At 38.5% G+C, this 17,858-nt stretch carries 16 protein-coding genes; 12 read left to right on the top strand and 4 right to left on the bottom strand.

Annotated features, from left to right (window positions below; genetic code table 11):
* The first annotated feature begins 12 nt into the window (after positions 1–12).
* From FAX86_RS03885 to FAX86_RS03850, 9 genes are all read left to right on the top strand, one after another.
* Positions 13–1,530, top strand: a complete 1,518-nt coding sequence (locus tag FAX86_RS03885; RefSeq protein ID WP_144392016.1) for a CYTH and CHAD domain-containing protein — start codon at positions 13–15, stop codon at positions 1,528–1,530.
* 10 nt (positions 1,531–1,540) lie between these two features.
* A complete protein-coding gene (locus FAX86_RS03880) occupies positions 1,541–2,932 on the top strand; it encodes an aspartate kinase (protein WP_144392015.1) in 1,392 nt (463 codons plus the stop codon).
* A gap of 84 nt (positions 2,933–3,016) precedes the next feature.
* A complete protein-coding gene (locus FAX86_RS03875) occupies positions 3,017–3,331 on the top strand; it encodes a hypothetical protein (protein WP_144392014.1) in 315 nt (104 codons plus the stop codon).
* A 110-nt stretch (positions 3,332–3,441) separates the two neighbouring features.
* Positions 3,442–4,512 (top strand): DUF2817 domain-containing protein, encoded by a 1,071-nt coding sequence (locus FAX86_RS03870; protein ID WP_144392013.1) that lies wholly within the window; start codon positions 3,442–3,444, stop codon positions 4,510–4,512.
* A gap of 135 nt (positions 4,513–4,647) precedes the next feature.
* Complete coding sequence (fabF, locus tag FAX86_RS03865; RefSeq protein WP_144392012.1) at positions 4,648–5,868, top strand: beta-ketoacyl-ACP synthase II; 1,221 nt, start codon at positions 4,648–4,650, stop codon at positions 5,866–5,868.
* 82 nt (positions 5,869–5,950) lie between these two features.
* Positions 5,951–6,763: a UDP-2,3-diacylglucosamine diphosphatase gene (locus FAX86_RS03860; RefSeq protein WP_144392011.1), complete on the top strand. Its 813-nt coding sequence runs from the start codon at positions 5,951–5,953 to the stop codon at positions 6,761–6,763.
* Between the two features lie 136 nt (positions 6,764–6,899).
* Positions 6,900–8,612: a bifunctional ornithine lipid synthase OlsF gene (olsF, locus tag FAX86_RS03855; RefSeq protein ID WP_144392010.1), complete on the top strand. Its 1,713-nt coding sequence runs from the start codon at positions 6,900–6,902 to the stop codon at positions 8,610–8,612.
* A 23-nt stretch (positions 8,613–8,635) separates the two neighbouring features.
* Positions 8,636–8,803, top strand: a complete 168-nt coding sequence (locus FAX86_RS22150) for a hypothetical protein (RefSeq protein WP_164503447.1) — start codon at positions 8,636–8,638, stop codon at positions 8,801–8,803.
* Positions 8,804–8,911: 108 nt separating this feature from the next.
* Positions 8,912–10,954 (top strand): choice-of-anchor I family protein, encoded by a 2,043-nt coding sequence (locus FAX86_RS03850; protein WP_144392009.1) that lies wholly within the window; start codon positions 8,912–8,914, stop codon positions 10,952–10,954.
* Between the two features lie 96 nt (positions 10,955–11,050).
* Here the strand turns inward: FAX86_RS03850 and dapE are convergent, their stop codons facing one another.
* A complete protein-coding gene (gene dapE / locus FAX86_RS03845; protein ID WP_144392008.1) occupies positions 11,051–12,235 on the bottom strand; it encodes a succinyl-diaminopimelate desuccinylase in 1,185 nt (394 codons plus the stop codon).
* A gap of 95 nt (positions 12,236–12,330) precedes the next feature.
* Positions 12,331–13,251, bottom strand: a complete 921-nt coding sequence (locus FAX86_RS03840; RefSeq protein WP_144392007.1) for a histone deacetylase family protein — start codon at positions 13,249–13,251, stop codon at positions 12,331–12,333.
* Between the two features lie 76 nt (positions 13,252–13,327).
* On the opposite strand from FAX86_RS03840, the gene FAX86_RS03835 reads away from it, so the two are divergent.
* Complete coding sequence (locus FAX86_RS03835; protein ID WP_164503446.1) at positions 13,328–13,819, top strand: DUF1569 domain-containing protein; 492 nt, start codon at positions 13,328–13,330, stop codon at positions 13,817–13,819.
* A 260-nt stretch (positions 13,820–14,079) separates the two neighbouring features.
* Positions 14,080–15,159 (top strand): carbohydrate porin, encoded by a 1,080-nt coding sequence (locus FAX86_RS03830; protein WP_144392005.1) that lies wholly within the window; start codon positions 14,080–14,082, stop codon positions 15,157–15,159.
* Positions 15,160–15,200: 41 nt separating this feature from the next.
* Here FAX86_RS03830 and FAX86_RS03825 read toward each other — a convergent pair whose 3' ends face one another.
* Both FAX86_RS03825 and FAX86_RS03820 read right to left on the bottom strand, forming a co-directional pair.
* Positions 15,201–15,746: a hypothetical protein gene (locus FAX86_RS03825; RefSeq protein ID WP_144392004.1), complete on the bottom strand. Its 546-nt coding sequence runs from the start codon at positions 15,744–15,746 to the stop codon at positions 15,201–15,203.
* A complete protein-coding gene (locus tag FAX86_RS03820) occupies positions 15,743–16,948 on the bottom strand; it encodes a hypothetical protein (protein ID WP_144392003.1) in 1,206 nt (401 codons plus the stop codon). The genes FAX86_RS03825 and FAX86_RS03820 overlap by 4 nt, the downstream gene beginning before the upstream one ends.
* 463 nt (positions 16,949–17,411) lie before the next feature.
* Here FAX86_RS03820 and FAX86_RS03815 point away from each other — a divergent pair, with 463 nt between their 5' ends.
* The gene (locus FAX86_RS03815; protein ID WP_246128494.1) at positions 17,412–17,825 is read left to right on the top strand and encodes a BLUF domain-containing protein; all 414 of its coding nucleotides are present in this window, start codon (positions 17,412–17,414) and stop codon (positions 17,823–17,825) included.
* Positions 17,826–17,858 lie beyond the last annotated feature (33 nt).

The following is a 17,858-nucleotide window of genomic DNA, read 5'->3' as shown; positions in this document are numbered from 1 at the left end:
ATAGACGTCTGGATGGCTAATGAAATTGAAGTAAAGTTGATTGCCGAGCAAAAGCTCGTGAAGTCATTACTCGATGCCTCATTCGATGATGTAAAAGTCGATAAATGGACGAAAACTGACTTAAAAAATACTTATTTCGATACTGAAAACTTTAAGTTACGAGAGTTAAAGATTGGTCTTCGAATTCGCAATGATGGCGAAAGACTTATTCAGACTGTAAAAGCTTCTGGACGTGCGATTGGCGGATTGCATGAGCGAAATGAATCTGAAACAGAGCTCGATGAATTCAAAACTGATATAGAGAAGGTTGAAGATCCTTATCTGAAAATTTTATTAGAAGAAGCATTAGAAGATGGCGGTGAGTTAGAGCCTGTCTTCATCACTAATTTTTCCCGCCATAAAACACTGTTTCATTATGATGATGGTACAGAGATTGAAGTTGCCCTGGATATTGGGCATATTTTTTATGAAGATGATTCGAGTCCCATTTCTGAAGTTGAGTTAGAGCTCGTTACTGGTAATCCACGTCACTTATTTCGCTTAAGTAGAGAGCTGATCTCCAATTACGGATTCTCTATTAGTAATGCCAGCAAAGCGCGTCGTGGGTATTCATTGTGCTCATCGCTTCCCGTTAATCATCGAAAAATGTCAGTGATCGAATTGAGTCAGGGAACTACCGCTGAAAAAGCCTTTGAAATAATCTGTTATTCAGGATTAAAACACTGGCAGTATTATGAACAATTTCTCGATTCTTCCATGGCTCCCGAATCGATTTTACAGATGTATCGCGCTCTACTTTATGTGCAGCATGTGTATCAAATTTTTGGCAGTTTAATACCGCGGCATGCGACGGCTGACCTGCGATCAAATTGGCATTATGTTGCTGAGTTTATGGAGAAGATTGTTGATATTGCCCGCGAGAGGCATCATCTAAATCAAATGCTCAAAGAAGAACTGGCAACTGAAGAAGAATTAAAAGAAGTTATTGCATCCAACAAAGCGGATCTTAACGATGCAATTGAGAAATTTAAAAAGCTGCAGCTTTCATCTCGATATAATTTAGTTATGTTAGGAATTTCAGAATGGCTCTTTTTTAAAGAATGGCGCGAGTTCATTGAAGAGGGAAAGCGAGAACAATTAAAAGAACCGATAATTGATTTTGCAAAAGCACAACTAGAGCACACATTAAAGGATCTCAAAAGGGAACTTGGTCCGAAAAATAAACTAGAAATAGATGATTACTTCGAACGCTTTGAAGGTTTACGTAAAGCTCTCGATCTTGGTTTGTTTTTTGGTGGATTATTTGATTCCAAAAAACGGCAAAAATATCGGCAGCCTTGGTTGGATCTGATGGCCGGTACTCGTGAACTGGCATACTATCAATACGTGGTAAAGTGTTTTAAAGTTCATGGCATCCGCTCTGAAGAAGAATGTGCAAGATGGTTTGATAAGCGTGTCGAGGCGATCTTAGAAGCAATGGAATTGACACGCAAAGCTATGTTTAAAGCACGCCCCTACTGGTTAATCTAGACGAATTCAAATGACTCAATGGACCGTATTAAAATTTGGTGGTAGCAGTGTTGCTGATCCTAACTTATGGTCGACTATTGCGCGACAGGTTAGTCTGCAATTAAATCAAGATTGCCGCCCTATACTTGTTTTGTCGGCTTTAAAAAATGTATCCAATTTATTAGAAGCCTTATTGCACCAGGCATTGGCGGGTGTTCATCAAAATGCTATCTATCATCTTAAAGAACTGCATTATGGGTTTGCATCACAACTCGGTGTTGATGTCGACCTACAACTGGCACAATTATTTGATCAATTGTCTGCAGACTGTGAGCAAATTTATCAGTCGAAAGAAATTTCACCTGAGTATCATGCGCGTGTGGTTAGTGTTGGTGAGTTATTGTCGACGACTATCGGAGCTGAATACTTAAGACAATATGGACTAAATGCTGAATTAATAGATGTTCGAGAATATTTAAAAACAGAAGACAAGTCTGGCAATGATCCTTGGCATCATTTTACCAGCAACGAAGGAATTTATGAGTTGAATCTTGCAATGCAAGAGCAACTGAAAACACGATCTAAAATATTGGTGACTCAAGGTTTTATTGCTTCTGATCAGTTGGGTCGAACGGTCTTATTAGGTAGAGAAGGGTCGGATACATCAGCAAGCTATTTGGCAGCGATGTTGGGCGCAAATAAAATTGAAATTTGGACCGATGTGCCTGGTGTATTCAGTTTTAATCCACGTATTATTCCTGAAGCTTTGCAAATAATGCATATGGATTATGCTCAAGCTGAACTATTGGCTGCTGCGGGAGCAAAAGTTTTGCACCCCAGAGCAATTCGTCCAGCTCGTGAAAATGGTATTCCTATTGCGGTACGTTGCAGTCAATTATCTGAGCATCCAGGGACTTTTATTTCTGAGAAAGCAGCCCATTGCAGCCAGGTTCTCGCTATGGCGCTCACTTCAAATGTCATTTGTGTCAAAAGTGATAAGCAATCACAAGATCACATCGAAAAATTGTTGTCGCCGATGGGGTTTGATCGGCTCAATATTTTATCTGAGAGCACCAATGTTGGTCTCTACGTTTTCACTCACACTGATTTACAACAGCCCTCGGGAGGCCAGTTGGTCGGGAAACTTGATTCAAATGAAATTTTAATCAACGAGAAGTTGTCTGCCATAACGCTCGTTGGAAGTATTGATTCAACTCAATGGATTGAAGAAGTTATCAAGTATTGTGATACTCAGTATCATCAAAAGTTCCTGAAGTATCTTCCTGAGCCTGATGCGGGCCAATTAACAATACTGGTTGAGACACATGATGAAACTTTGTTTTGCCAGCAATTACACCGTGGCATGATTGAAGAGAATCATACGGACGTTTGTTTTAGTGTTTCCTGGTCTCAATTTGTTTGATGGGCAACATCGTATTTCGCAAGCCAGTTCACCCTAACTTTTCTGAGGCTGCTAGACTTATCAGTAGTCTTACTGGAGGTTGTTATGCGATTATTTTATATTTTTTCGATAGTTACATTGGTTTTCTCATCGAACGTGTTAGCTAAAGAAAAGCAAAAAGATAAACAGAAGAAATTGCCGCCAGGATTACAAAAGAAAGTAGAGAGAGGTCAACCGCTCCCACCTGGCTGGCAGAAAAAGCTGAAGCGCGGTGACATTCTTGGTAACGATATCTATCGTCGTGGTGAAATTGTGGTGCCATTGGATGACCGAGGTCGAGTTACCCTATCGGTTGACGGTACGCTTATTCGTTTGTATCAAAATACAAGAGAGATTATCGATATTCTATCTCACAAGTAAGTTTCTACTTTCCCAAAAAATACTCTTGAGAGCGAATGCCGTATAGGGTTGTCACTCAACATTCATAAAAATGCAACAAATAAAAGACGAGAAGACTCTAAACTAAAATAATGGAGTCTTCTCATCGTACCCCATTTCATCCTCCTGAGCGATCGGCCTCGCTTCAATCTTTAATACGCCACAAATTGCCTGAGCTAGTAGAGTTAGAGCGATTGTTGGCTGAGTTTAATTCGCAAATTACTCATCGCGTTTTAGGGAATGTGACTTACCAGGAGCATTCTTTACCTATTTATGCCATTGATCTCGGGACCCATGATGCTAATAAACCACGATTACTAATTTGTGGAGGTGTGCACGGTGTTGAGCGAATAGGTACGCATGTTGTTTTGGCTCTTTGTCGAGTTTGGTTTCGTCGTATGCAATGGGAAAAGTCTTTACTGGAATGTTTTCGACAAATCTCGGTAACTTTTATTCCTATTGTTAATCCTGTCGGAATGTTACTAGGGCGGCGCTCGAATGGAAACGGTGTCGACTTGATGCGTAATGCGCCAATCGATGCAGAAGATGCTCCATTTATGGTAAGTGGGCAAAGAATATCATCATGGTTACCTTGGTATCGAGGTAAGAATAATGAATTCGAATTAGAAAACAAATTGATCGAAAATGAGGTTCAGCGCTTAACCCAAGAAACGCCATTATTACTTAGTTTAGATTGTCATTCAGGTTACGGTGTTTCCGATCGAATATGGTTTCCTTATGCGTATCGTCGTCGGCCAATGAACGATATTGCTCCTGTAGTTGCTTTAAAATTACTGTGGGAATCTTCTTACCCTAATCACCGATATGTTTTTGAACCACAATCAAATAACTATTTAACTCATGGCGATATCTGGGATTATTTCTATAAAAAATATGGACGAAACAGAGCACTCTTTTTACCATTGACTCTTGAAATGGGATCATGGAACTGGGTGCGTAAAAGACCGTTGCAATTACTTAAATTTGAAGGACTATTCAATCCTTTAGTTCCTCATCGACAACAAAGAACATTAAGGCGGCATTTGCCATTAATGGATTTTTTAAGGCACGCCGTTAATAGTTTTGAAAACTGGGTTCCTAACCCCGATGAAAAACGATCGTTGACTCAAATGGCGCATAGTCTTTGGTACAAAGATATTTAGTCTCCCATTATCGCAACATTGGAACTCTTTAACTTCAACAGCTCACGCATTGTCACTCAAACGTATTAAATCCTTCATAAAGCTGTCATTGTAATTTTCGAGAATTGCCATATACCGATAAAGTGAGGTAAAGCTATGTTACATCGAGTTGTTGTTACTGGTATGGGTACGGTCTCTCCTGTAGGAAATACACTTCAAGAAAACTGGAACTCAATTTTAAACGGACGTTCGGGCATTAGTACCATCAATAAGTTTGATACCGAAAAATTTCCGGTCAAAATTGCTGGTGAAGTTAATATTGATATTGCTGAAAGACTGCAGGACAAAAACGCCAAGCGTTTAGATCCATTTATTCAATATGCATTGATAGCCGCAGAAGAAGCCATTGAACATGCTGGTATCCGGAATAAGAAAGATGTCGGTGTGGTGATTGGTTCTGGACAGGGTGGTATTAGTAATATCGAAAAAGAACATACCAAATTATCTAAGGGGCAACTTAAACGGTTAACACCTTACTTTATTCCATCGTCGGTTATTGGTATGGCCGCCGGTTATGTGTCTTCTCACTTCAGTTTTATTGGTCCAAATTACGGTGTAACCTCAGCATGCGCAACATCAGCACACGCGATTATTGATGCTGTAAGAATGATAGCGCTCGGTGAAGTGGATACCGTTGTTACCGGTGGTTCCGAAGCGACAATTACGCCGCTTTCTTTGGCTGGCTTTTCTCGACTTAATGCTTTGTGTTTAGAAGAAAATCCTCTCCAGGCTTCAAGACCTTTCGATTTAAATAGAAGTGGATTCGTTTCTGGCGAAGGTGCAGGAATTCTGGTTCTAGAAAGTTACGAATCTGCAATAAAACGAAATGCGACGATTTATGGCGAGATAAAAGGTTATGGTGCAACCTCTGATGCTTATCACATAACGGCTCCTTGTCCCGAGGCGACTGGGCAAGCAACAGCAATGGGTAAAGCATTAGCTATGGCAGGCGTTAATCCTGACCAGATTGATTATATTAATGCTCACGGTACGTCAACCAAGCTTAACGACAAGATTGAAACCAAAGCAATTAAGAAAGTATTTGCTGAATCGGCAAGAAGTGTCTCCATAAGTTCAACGAAATCAATGACCGGTCATCTGCTTGGAGCGGCAGGTGTCGTTGAGACAATTTATTGCCTCATGTCTCTACATGATAATGCGATTCCTCCAACCATCAATTTGAATGAACAGGATCCAGATTGCGATCTTGATTACACACCCAATAAGATGAAGCGTAAAAATGTGGATTGGTGTCTTTCAAATTCCTTTGGTTTTGGAGGAACTAATGCGTCATTGGTTTTAAAGAAAGTGGCTTAGCTATTATTGCTTTATCGCTTAATGCCAAGATGAATTGTCTTTTTTCTGTGAGAGTTTAGTTTACATTGAAATGGAGTTTGACATGACTTCGAATCATAAAAGTGGCTGGTATCGAGCTTTGTTTTTATCCGATATTCATCTTGGATACAAAGACTGTAAAGCAGAGTATCTATTAAACCTTTTGGATAATGTGCAATGCGATATTCTTTATCTTGTTGGCGATATTGTCGATCTATGGTCACTTAAGCGAAAGCTGTATTGGCCGAAAGAACATCACCAATTGTTGTACCGCTTACTTAATTTACCCAGAGAGGGAACTCGAGTCGTCTATATTCCGGGAAATCATGATGAAGCGATGCGTGATTTAACGCATTTGACGATGAACGAGATAGAAATTCATCATGATTATTTTCACGAAACGGTTAATGGACATAAATTATTGTTAATTCATGGCGATGCATTTGATAGTGCTGTTTGTGGTGCTCCGATAATGGGGTGGATTGGCGATAGAATGTATGACTTTTTATTATTTTTAAACCGTTGGTTTAACCGAGCGCGACGTCTGATTGGATTGCGTTACTGGTCTTTATCCTCGTTTATAAAAAAAAGAGTGAATGGTGCTCAGCATTTTATAGAACGATTTGTTGATGTAACATCCAGATTTGCTTCTAAAAAAGGATTTGATGGTGTCATTTGTGGACACATACATCAAGCTGAGCTCATTCAAACGCCAAATGGTTTATATGCAAACTGCGGTGATTGGATAGAAAACTGTACCTTTCTTGTTGAAAACCAAATGGGAGATATTGAGTTACAGTACTGGGCAGATCATCAAGAAAAACTGAGTGTCCACAGATTAAAACCTTCCACAGCGCTAAATAAAAAGGCGGCTTAGTTTAGGTTGTAGCTGTCTATGTAGGGAATTTGTATCTGCTATTTTTTAATCAGTGTCATTAAATTGAAATGTGTTTATCAAAAAAATGTCAAGTAACGGAGTTAAGCTTAGGCAAGTTAGATAAAAGAGAATCCGTATGTTTACTGTCGATGACTTTATTAAGAAACGCTTCCCGCAAATTACAGAGAAGCCTGTTGTATTTAAAGCCGTTACAGGTGTTTTACGGTATTTACTGCATGAAAAGGAATTTCGTGAATTTGAGGCAAGCTATCCGCATCTTGATGGATTAGATTTTGTAGAGAGCGTCTTAGATTACTTTAATTTTAGTTACAGCATTTCTCATCGCGACCGTGAAAGAATTCCTGCCCAAGGTCGAGTTGTTATTGTATCTAATCACCCAATAGGTTCACTCGATGGATTAGCGCTTATTCGGCTGGTGAGTGAAATACGCGGTGATGTGAAAATTGTAGCTAATGAAATGTTGATGACTTTAAAACCTCTACACAGCGTTATGTTACCTGTTAATAATATGAACGGTAAAACTCCAAAGCAGAATTTTCAGGCAATTAATGAACATTTAGAAAATGAAGGGGCGGTTATCATATTTCCTGCAGGTGAAGTATCGAGAATGAGTTTTTCTGGTGTGAAAGACGGTCCATGGCGTTCTGGTTTTTTAGCGATGGCTTCGATGGCGAAGGCGCCGGTAGTACCTTTATTTGTTGATGCGAGAAACTCAATTGCATTTTATCTGGCATCAATGGTTTACAAGCCATTAGCAACTGTTTTACTAGTAAAAGAGATGATGAAGCAAGCCAGAAAAACCGTCACTGTGCGTGTTGGAAATCCTATTCCATTTTCGAATTACGATAAATTACCAACCGATAAAAAGGAAACGAGTAAGTTATTTCGCAAACACTTATATCGAATCGCAGCAAATAAAACACCAATTTTTGAAACTGAGTTAGCGATTGCGCATCCTGAGAACCCAACCACTCTCTATGAGTCTCTAAATAAATTTCCACTATTGGGTGAAACTCCTGATGGGAAATTAATTTATTTATGCTCTGAATTAAATGACTCCCCGATACTGCGTGAAATCGGTCGATTACGCGAAATTTCATTTAGAGCCGTGGGAGAGGGAAGCGGGTTAAAGCGAGATACTGACAAATATGACCGCTATTACTTTCATCTTGTCTTGTGGGATAAAGAAGCTTTTGAAATTGTTGGGGCCTATCGTTTTTGTTCAACGAAAAAGGTTATTGAAACCTACGGTAAAGAAGGACTTTATACTCATACGCTATTCGATTTTCAATCAGAGATGGATGAATATTTAGACGAAGCACTGGAGCTTGGTCGTAGTTTTGTTCAACCGAAGTACTGGGGAAAGCGCTCACTCGATTACTTATGGTTTGGAATAGGCGCCTTTATTAAGCAAAATCCTCATTTTAGATATCTTTTTGGTCCGGTGAGCATGAGTGATCAATTTCCAAAGCCGGCTAAAGATTTGATGATTTATTTTTATAAACTTTATTTCTCATCAAAAAAATGTGCGGCGCAGTCAAAAAATCCGTACAGCCTTGAAGCTGAAACACTGGAAGCTCTTAAAGGTAATTTTGTCGGAAACGATTATAAAGCTGATTTTGCTCAATTAAAGTCGTTACTTGCCAATATGGGTGTATCTATACCGACGTTATATAAACAGTACAGTGAGCTCTGTGAACCCGGAGGGGTTCGTTTTTTAGATTTTGGCACTGATCCCGACTTCCAAGGCTGCGTTGATGGATTGGTTTTAGTTGATATTCATCAGTTAAAAGAAAAGAAAAAAAAGCGGTACTTGACTGATAAATAGAAGAGTTACTATGAGAGGCAATTTTGAAGAGTAAGTCGACAGATAAAAAAGTTGCTTTCTCCTTTCTTTCTTCGAGCTCTAAACTGGATAAGTTAAACGATAAGAAAGAAGCAAAAAGAGTTTCTGAGAGAGTCGGTGGAAGTAAAAACAGCATGGATGCTTTTCTCAATTTCTATTACTTACCTGATTAAACATTATATTCTGCTTAAATTATAAATTGGTCACGTAAGTGTCATATTTACGCGCTAGTGTTTGCCAATCTCGAATTAATAATACAAAGTCAGAAAAAGGTAAATCTAATGAATAATACGCTGTTTAAAGTATCGATCGTTAGCGCTTGTGTCGCTCTCGGCGTTGGTTGTTCAAGCGATGGTGAGGACGGTGAAAATGGTAACAACGGATTAAACTCGCTTGTATTACAAACAAGCTTGTCTATCGGTAATGATAACTGTCCCAATGGTGGTACTCGAATCGATTCTGGGATTGATACTAACAGCAACGGTGTTTTAGACGTTGACGAGATAACAAGCACATCTTACAACTGTAATAGTGTCGCATCACAACTTATTCAGCTCGAACAGATAGGTCGCTTTGCTGATGACTTAACTCCGTTTGATGAGTCTGCTGCTGAGATTGTTGCTTATGATAGTGATACCCAAAAATTGTTTGTTGTTAATGCTAATATTGGTGCCGTCGATATTCTCGATTTATCCGATCCAACGACTCCTGTTAAATCAGGTTCTTTAACGGCTTCAGAAAATTGGCCGGAAGCGGGTGAGGTCAATAGTGTTGCGGTAGCTAATGGCATAATTTTGCTAGCCGTTGCCAACGATGATGATATGGCATCTGGTAAAGTACAAGCCTATCGTGCAACCGATAATTCATTTTTGAGTCAAGCGGATGTTGGCGTACTTCCAGATAATGTTGTGTTTGCTCCAAATGGCACTACTGCCCTTGTTGCAAATGAAGGTGAGCCTGCTGATGATTATTCTCAAGATCCTGAAGGTTCTGTTTCTATTGTTGATGTGTCAAACCCAGAAAGTATTACAGTAACGCAAGTTTCTTTTACTGATTTTAATATTGGTGGAGAACGACACGATGAACTGCCTGAATCTTTACGTATCTTTGGAAATAAAAACCGCACAGCGCTTTCAGTTTCTGGATTTACCGATACGGACCCAGCTCAACTGACAGTGAGCGATGCTTCTACTGTAATGGCTGGCCATTGGTTTACTTTAGCGAGTGAAGAAGGTGACCCAATTCCTTATCAAGTTGCAAGTGTATCTGGAAATACCATTACACTAACAACTGATTTTGATGGAGACTCCGAAGTTGACTCTTCAGGAACAGATGGCTTAACGGTCTATTTACACGATGGTCAGTCTTCGGTTGCAGAAGATTTGGAGCCTGAATACATTGCAGTAGCACCTAATGGTGAAAAAGCCTGGGTAACGTTACAAGAAAATAACGCCGTTGCCATTATTGATATTGCCTCTGCAAGTGTCGATGCTATTGTCAATCTGGGTGTTAAGAACCACAATTTACCAGGTAACGGTTTAGATGCCAGCGATAAAGATGATGCCATCAATATTCAGAATCACAATCTTTACGGAATGTATATGCCGGATACGATTGCTTCTTTCGAGCAAGCTGGAGCTACATTTTATGTTACAGCTAACGAAGGTGATGCACGAGAGTATGATGGTTATGTCGAGGAAATTAAATTTGGTCAGGCGTCCTTTGAAGTTGGCGTAGTACCTGATACATCTCCTTTTAGCGACAATAACTTGCTTGGCAGGTTAAGAACATCATTAGCGAATGATACAGATGGTGATGGAGACCTTGATCTTGCGCATGCTTATGGTGCTCGTTCATTTAGCATTTGGTCTCAAGATGGTTCATTAGTATTCGATAGCGGTGATGACTTTGAAGTGAAAACGGCAGAATATTTAGGATTAAATTTTAATAATGACAATGACGAAAATGATGGTGACAGTCGTTCAGACAATAAAGGACCTGAGCCAGAAGCGTTAACTGTTGCTACTTTCAATGGTCATCATTATGCATTTATTGGTCTTGAACGAGTTGGTGGAATTATGGTTTACGAAATAACTAATCCGGCAAGTCCTGTATTTATGCAGTACATTAACAATCGAAACTTTTCTTACGATATGTCTTTGATTGAAGATGGTATTGAACCTGCTCATGCTGCTGGTGACTTAGGACCTGAAGGTATGACGGTAATTTCTGCAAGTGATAGTCCAACAGGTAAACCGTTGCTGGTTGTCGCAAACGAAGTGAGTGGAACCACAACGATTTATCAAATAAGCATCGATCAATAGTATCCATGCGAAATTACAAAGGGGGCTTAAGTCCCCTTTGTTTTTTTTTATACTTAGCAATTGTTGTTGCCAATTAAGAACAAAGTTTCGTCTTTTCTAATTAAAGTATTGTTCTAAGATAGAGCTGTAAATATCGCGTAGTGATACTAAATCATTAACAGAAACGCATTCGTTATACTGATGAATGGTGCTGTTGCAGACGCCAAGTTCATAAACTTCACACCCTAAAGTTGCGGCGAACCTTCCATCGGAAGTACCACCGGAAGTCGATAGTTTGGGATAGTGTCCAGTTGATTTAAATACAGATTTCTCTAATACGGGTAATAGTGATTGTTCATAATTTAAATGATGGGTCATATAAGGAGCACAGGGTCTTTCCCAGGTTAACTGATAGCTAACCGCTTGGCTTTCTAATATGTTTTCAATGATGTCATTGAGTGTTTTCTCACACCAGTGATGACTATATCGAATATTAAAATGAATTTCACAAAACTTCGGGCTAACGTTATCGGTAAAATCACCTGAGTCAATATGAGTAATTTGTAAGCTTGTACCGGGAAAATCGATGCTCCCCTCATCCCATTCAATACTGGTAAGTGATTGAATGACATTACCCATTTGATGGACAGGATTTTTTATATGGTGAGGGTAAGCAACATGGCCGACTTTTCCTAACAATTTTAAGCTACCCGATATCGCACCTCGTCGGCCAATTTTTATGGTATCACCGGTTTGTTTTTGGGCTGTTGGCTCTCCGACAAGGCAAGCATCAAGTTGAATACTTTCCTGTTTTAAATATTCAATGATCGCCCGAGTACCATATTCTGCTTCGCCTTCTTCATCGGAAGTAATCAACCAATAAAATTTACCTTCGGAAAAATCAAAACCAGACTCTAAATATTGTTTTGTTGCGTCAAGCATACAAGCGATACCGCTTTTCATATCTGCAGCACCACGACCATAGATATGGTTATTATGAAACTGAGCTGAAAAAGGAGGGAATAACCATTGCTCGCTATCTCCCTCTGGAACTACATCGGTATGACCTAAGAATGCCAATGATTTAGAGCCTTCACCAATTTGTGCAATTAGATTCGTAATTCCATTCAGTTTAAATAGTTGACATTGAAATCCCATTGGTTCGAGTTGTTCAATTAACCAAGGAATACAGCCACCGTCATTGGGGGTAACGGAAGGCTTCTGAATCAACTCTTGGGTAAATCGTAACAGTCTTAAAGAGTTCGTTTTTGATCGTGAAATGGGGACGATGTTTGATGTCATAATCCCGTCACCTTTTTAATATTAGCAATGATCAAGAGACTAGTTGTCAACTGTGACAGTTTTTAAACATTCATATGAAGTTAATATGACATGATTTAAATTTGAGCAGCAATATACCGTGTACAGCTTCTACCTAAAGCTTCTAAATTGTATCCACCTTCTAAAAATGAGATAAGGCGTCCGTGACAATGCTTTTTTGCCAGAGACGTCAGCTCAGTACCAAAATACTCATAGTCTGAATCTTCAAAGTTTAGACTTGCTAAAGGGTCTTCGGAATGTGCATCAAAACCGGCAGAAACCAGAATTAAGTCCGGTTCAAGTTGATTAACTCGAGGGATTACATCCTTTTCCCAAACTCTTCGTATATCATTACTTCCAGTACCGGCCGGTAACGGGATATTGTGAATGTTGTCTGCGCTTGCTGGAATTCCCGTACCAGGATAAAGAGGGTGTTGAAAGGTCGAAATTAAATTTATCGAAGAATGATTGGCTACGATATCTTCAGTGCCATTTCCATGGTGAACATCAAAATCTATAATGACCACTCTTTTGTAAGCAAACTCCTTAACCGCTAACAAAGCCGTGACGGCAATAGTATTGAAGATACAAAACCCCATGGGGCGGTCTCGTTCGGCGTGGTGCCCGGGAGGACGGACTGCGCAAAAATAGCGGTGACTCTGATCATCTGGATTATTGTTAATATGTTTTAAAGCGGTTACCCCAGAACCCAGTGCGAAATAGGCGGCCTCGAGACTTGATGAGTTCATTTGAGTATCGCCATCTAAAAAAGCGTAACCTTTTGAGGGTGATTTTTTCACGATAGAAGTTACTGTATTATCACTATGAGCAAGTTTTGCGATATCTTCATTTGCTGGTAGTGGCGTTATATGAGTTAACTTTTCCCAAATATGCGCCTGTTTTAGGTATTCTTCAATTGCGCTTAATCGAGCGGGAGACTCTGGGTGAGTCGGCCCCATCTCGTGTTTTTTGCAATAAGGGTGTGATATAAAGTACATAGTATTAACCGTTAAGTTTATTTACTTTATGCAAAGACGAACGCTTATTAAAACTGGAGTAACTTCTGGCATAGTTATGGCTGGAGCAGTCTCTGGCTGGTCGTTATTAAAATCACCCTCAGCTAACGATTTTCAATCACTCCAGTCTATCTCCGAATTTATTGATCTATTGCCAGAAAATTTAATCATCGAATCCAAAGGTGTATGGACTCCTTATCAAGTTATGGCTCATATTCGTCAAAGTATCCAGTTTTCTATTTCTGGATTTCCTGAAGTTAAGTCTGAACTATTTCAAAACACCTTAGGCATTCTAGCATTTCATATATTTGATGCAAAAGGCGCTTCGACCCATGGATTATCAACACCCATTCCTGGGGCTCAGAAGATATCTCCTGATGGCGATGTTATAAATGAAATTAAGCTGTTATCAAAAGATATTAAAGCATTTTTATTAATGAATGAATTTAAGCCTCATTTTGCCTATGGAAAATTGAATATTGAAAACTATCAAAAAGCACATCTTTTTCATATTAATGAACATTTTGAAGAGCTTGATTTTAAAACTTAAATAATAGTTGAATTAGTTCCTAAGCCATACTTAATTTTATTTTCTGATTCTATTAGCGAGTATTAATACGGCCATTAAGTAGGCTCGATCTTTCTTTCAATATACAAAGGCCGTTCCCTAGCTGGAATAGAGCCTCTTTGCTATTTATGAACTTAAAGTCTTAACCAAGGTAGTACTATTTGGAATTTGAGCAATAATGTCCTACCATTTTTTACAGCAATTATTAATTGTTATTTTGCTCATAAAAGAGAGTATTGAACGTGCAGAAGAAAATAAAAGACATGCTCATTTATGCAGCATTATGCGGTCACTTTATGGCGGAAGCGACTCAAGATTTAGATTTAGCAATAACGTTAGACTCGGTATCTAACGTAGATGGTGGTCTTGCTCAAAGTACAGAAACACTGATCAATATTGACTTAATCTATGCGAATCAATTTAGTGAAGATATAGATGGCTTTATTTATGTTATTGCTGATTATGGTGGTGATCCGAGTGTCAATATTGGTGATGCTCAAGTAACAGATAATATTGAATCTGCTGATACGACTAAAATTTACGAAGCTTGGATGCGTTATAAACTGAATGAAAGTTATAGCTTTACTTTCGGACTTCACGACTACAACTCGAAGTTTTATACGATTGAGAGTTCAAGCTCTCTAATCAATTCGTCTTTTGGAATTGGTCCTGATACATCTCAGGTAGGTCCTTCAATATTTTCAACGACGGCTTTGGGATTGATTTCTTCGTTTGAGACGTCATCAAATTATTGGCACCTAGGTATTTATGATGGTGTGCCTGGTGATCCAGATGATGAAAGCGGAACTCATATTAAACTTGGTGGCAATGATGGCGTTTTTACTGGCTTCGAATGGGGAGTTTTGAGTTCAGAAAAATTTCTGAAACTCGGTTTTGGCGCTTGGTATCATACGGCTAAAGTTATTAGTCCAATCGATGGAACTGCATTTGATAGAAATAGCGGAGCTTATGTAATTGCTGAGTCAAAAATGTCGAAGGATGCCTCTTGGTTTTTTCAGCTTGGCTCAGCCAAACCGTCAAAAAATATTGTTGATAAATATTTAGGGCTTGGAATAACGTTTAATGGCGTTTACAAAAGAAGGGATAAGTTAAGTGTTGGCTTAGCACATGCTAAGCCAACGAGTAAAGTTCTCGTTCTTGCTAAATCAGAATCCGCAATTGAATTAACTTATCAATTACCACTTAATAATGGAGTGATATTGCAGCCAGACATTCAATACATTCTAAACCCTGGCTTTTCCAGTGATATTGACAACGCCATCGTTTTTACTTTTCGTTTTATTTACCAAAAGGCGTTTTAAAAAAGATACTGTGAAACGCTAGTCTCGTTATTCTGTGTTGCTTAAGCGCTAGCAAGACCGTGCAAACTTTCCATTAGCATTGATTGTAGTAAAATAGACATATCTTGAAAGTTAGTAACATCAATTTCAAACACCGCCGCATTGTATCCCGTCATAGTAACCGTTTCATTGTATTTTCGAGTATCTATTGGTATGTCAGGGGATGGATTAACTAGTCCAATAGCAATACTTTTTGTTGACAAAAAATCGTGATGCTTGAGTAATAAATCTTCTAAGTATTTTTCTGGTGACTCTCTGTCAGTAGAAACGAAAATTAGAACACCTAATGCGTTATTTTCCCATTTGGGTTTTAATAATTTGAGTTGGGTTTCAGATTCAACTCGAAGTAAATGAACTTTTTGACCATTGTCAAAGTTGATTTTACCATAATGAAAAATGTGCATTGCTGCGACATCATTATCACTACTTGATTGCTTTATTAGTCGCGACTGTTTCATACTATCATCGTGAGTTAAAGTTTTGACGGCTGTGTTTTTTGACTCGATATCATCACCTAAAAAGACGATATATTCATTCGCTTGACTCATAAGCTCACTCCTTGGTTGATATCTTGTGGTGATTCTGTTTGAGGCTTGTTGACTTTACCGAATAGTTTGTGAAGCAGCGATTGTTTTTCTGGTGAATTGCTTTTTGATTCTGGTTCGAACAAAGTATCACTTTGTCGCTTGCTGTTGTTTGCGAGCCCCAAAGTGTGGCAAGCTGTAAAAAATGCTAGAACAAAGCGCAACTCAATCTTCAGTTGTTTAGCAATTTCAACCATCGTTTTATGTGAGTTTTTCATCATTGCTGCGATTGCAATGGCATGAGGGATAGGATGAAGTCGAGTTAAGTTTGGCCATTCTGAAATATGTACCGGTTTACGAATATCAATATTCTTAGGGATTTTTCCACGAGATGTCCAGAGGCTTAATTTCCATAAAAATGCATCCCATGACCACTGAGTAATTTCGTTGGCATGCTCTCGCAATATGGTTTGAAACTTATCTCCCTTATTACCACCTTTAATAATTTTTACAGTGCTAGTTTCACGAAGCTCCATGAGGCATATAGGTCTAAGAACACTTTCTTTTGCAAAGGTATAGATCTTTTTTTCATCCGGATCGATAATTATTCGAGCATTTAAATTGGTTAGGTCGAGCATTTTCTTTTCATAGCTGGTTCGTTTCATTGCTTTGAGAATAGATCCCATAAGATATCGATCTGGATCGAAAACTATTTTCATTACAGAATGAGGGTTATTTTCGTCAAAGCTCTTATGGCTTTCACCACCAACCAGGCAGGTTAGTTGAGGTGATCTTAATTGACTTTGAGATGGATCGTAAGAAGTGGTATTCGAGTCTAGAGTAGCTTCTTTATTCATCTTTTCAAGAAGTAGGGGTCTCAAGTCAATCATAGTTTTTTTGGTGCAATAGTGCTTTGTGAGGCTCTCTAATGTCTTTTTTAAATAGTTGAATTCAAGCGGTTTTTGCAAAGAAATAACTTGATGGTCATTTCTATTGAGGTCTCTTTTCGATAGCAAAATAAAAGGTGTGTAAGGAAGTTTTAGCTTTAAATGGCTTAGTCGGGTTGCTCCTACGACATCATGGTCGGCAATTATTATTTTAGCCGATTCAATCGATGTCGATACTTCAAAATTAGAAGCGCATTTTTCATCAAAGAATGATTTGAAAGAGTCAAGACTGCGGCTATCAAAGCCCTCTAAATAAACAGACACTTTTACTTGTTGCATAATTTTTTCCTCAAATTACAGTACAAATATCGCCTCGTCGCGATGTATGTAACTTTTCCATGTAACGACTTTATTAGTTCTCAAAAGCAATAATCAATGAAGTTGGAGTATAGTCAAAAAATGTACAAAAAAGAGACAAAGGTATAATAACCTCGATTTTTTCAGATATAGCTCACACAAGTAGCTACCCCTTTCTGAGATGAAGATCAGCAAAAGTTATAAAGTTATTTTTTTTTATTCATTTTTTTATCCAATTACGCAGCATTTATCTCAAAATATAATTTATTAATGTTTTAGTGAATGAAAAATATTGTTTGAGCAGTTTGGTCTTAAGAAAAGTAGAAAGATCATTTGCGAGCTTTTGTGCATTGGCTTGAATTACTCTCAGTGCTCTGGTTTTTACAAAGAAAGGTAATTGGTCTATATCTAATTTTGGCGTTTAAAAAGGTGACAACCTATGTTTATGGTTCGCTTGTTATACATTAGTAAGACAAATGGCGGGTTTAATTCAGATGGAATTGAATCGATATTAGCGAGTGCTCGCAAAAATAATGAAAAGATGGATGTGACGGGAATGTTATGTTTTAGCCATAAATACTTCATGCAGTGTCTGGAAGGTGATAGGGATAATGTTAATAAGATCTATCATCAAATTGCTAATGATGAAAGGCATTCTGATATTGTGATTCTTCAGTACAGTGAAATATTCACCAGGGATTTTTCTGAGTGGTCTATGGGTTATGTGCCAGATACTTCTATTACAAAAGAGTTGAACTTAAAATATTCAAATACGGCAGAGTTTCAACCTTACTTAATGGCGGGAGAAAGTGCGCATCAGTTTTTGCTGAGTTTGCGAGACAGTTTGCCAAGCATCTAATAGAGAAAATCTAGTGTTTCTGTATTACGATTA

It is taken from the genome of Pleionea sediminis, from assembly GCF_007570825.1.
Taxonomy (GTDB): Bacteria; Pseudomonadota; Gammaproteobacteria; order Enterobacterales; family Kangiellaceae; genus Pleionea; species Pleionea sediminis.
This window is presented reverse-complemented; position numbering and strand designations above follow the sequence as displayed.

Bases quoted from the DNA above. Each gene is read 5' to 3' on its own strand.
- FAX86_RS03885 (WP_144392016.1), top strand. From the start codon at position 13: ATGGCTAATGAAATTGAAGTAAAGTTGATTGCCGAGCAAAAGCTCGTG.
- FAX86_RS03880 (WP_144392015.1), top strand. From the start codon at position 1,541: ATGACTCAATGGACCGTATTAAAATTTGGTGGTAGCAGTGTTGCTGAT.
- FAX86_RS03875 (WP_144392014.1), top strand. From the start codon at position 3,017: ATGCGATTATTTTATATTTTTTCGATAGTTACATTGGTTTTCTCATCG.
- FAX86_RS03870 (WP_144392013.1), top strand. From the start codon at position 3,442: ATGGAGTCTTCTCATCGTACCCCATTTCATCCTCCTGAGCGATCGGCC.
- fabF (WP_144392012.1), top strand. From the start codon at position 4,648: ATGTTACATCGAGTTGTTGTTACTGGTATGGGTACGGTCTCTCCTGTA.
- FAX86_RS03860 (WP_144392011.1), top strand. From the start codon at position 5,951: ATGACTTCGAATCATAAAAGTGGCTGGTATCGAGCTTTGTTTTTATCC.
- olsF (WP_144392010.1), top strand. From the start codon at position 6,900: ATGTTTACTGTCGATGACTTTATTAAGAAACGCTTCCCGCAAATTACA.
- FAX86_RS03850 (WP_144392009.1), top strand. From the start codon at position 8,912: ATGAATAATACGCTGTTTAAAGTATCGATCGTTAGCGCTTGTGTCGCT.
- dapE (WP_144392008.1), bottom strand. From the start codon at position 12,235: ATGACATCAAACATCGTCCCCATTTCACGATCAAAAACGAACTCTTTA.
- FAX86_RS03840 (WP_144392007.1), bottom strand. From the start codon at position 13,251: ATGTACTTTATATCACACCCTTATTGCAAAAAACACGAGATGGGGCCG.
- FAX86_RS03835 (WP_164503446.1), top strand. From the start codon at position 13,328: ATGGCTGGAGCAGTCTCTGGCTGGTCGTTATTAAAATCACCCTCAGCT.
- FAX86_RS03825 (WP_144392004.1), bottom strand. From the start codon at position 15,746: ATGAGTCAAGCGAATGAATATATCGTCTTTTTAGGTGATGATATCGAG.
- FAX86_RS03820 (WP_144392003.1), bottom strand. From the start codon at position 16,948: ATGCAACAAGTAAAAGTGTCTGTTTATTTAGAGGGCTTTGATAGCCGC.
- FAX86_RS03815 (WP_246128494.1), top strand. From the start codon at position 17,412: ATGGTTCGCTTGTTATACATTAGTAAGACAAATGGCGGGTTTAATTCA.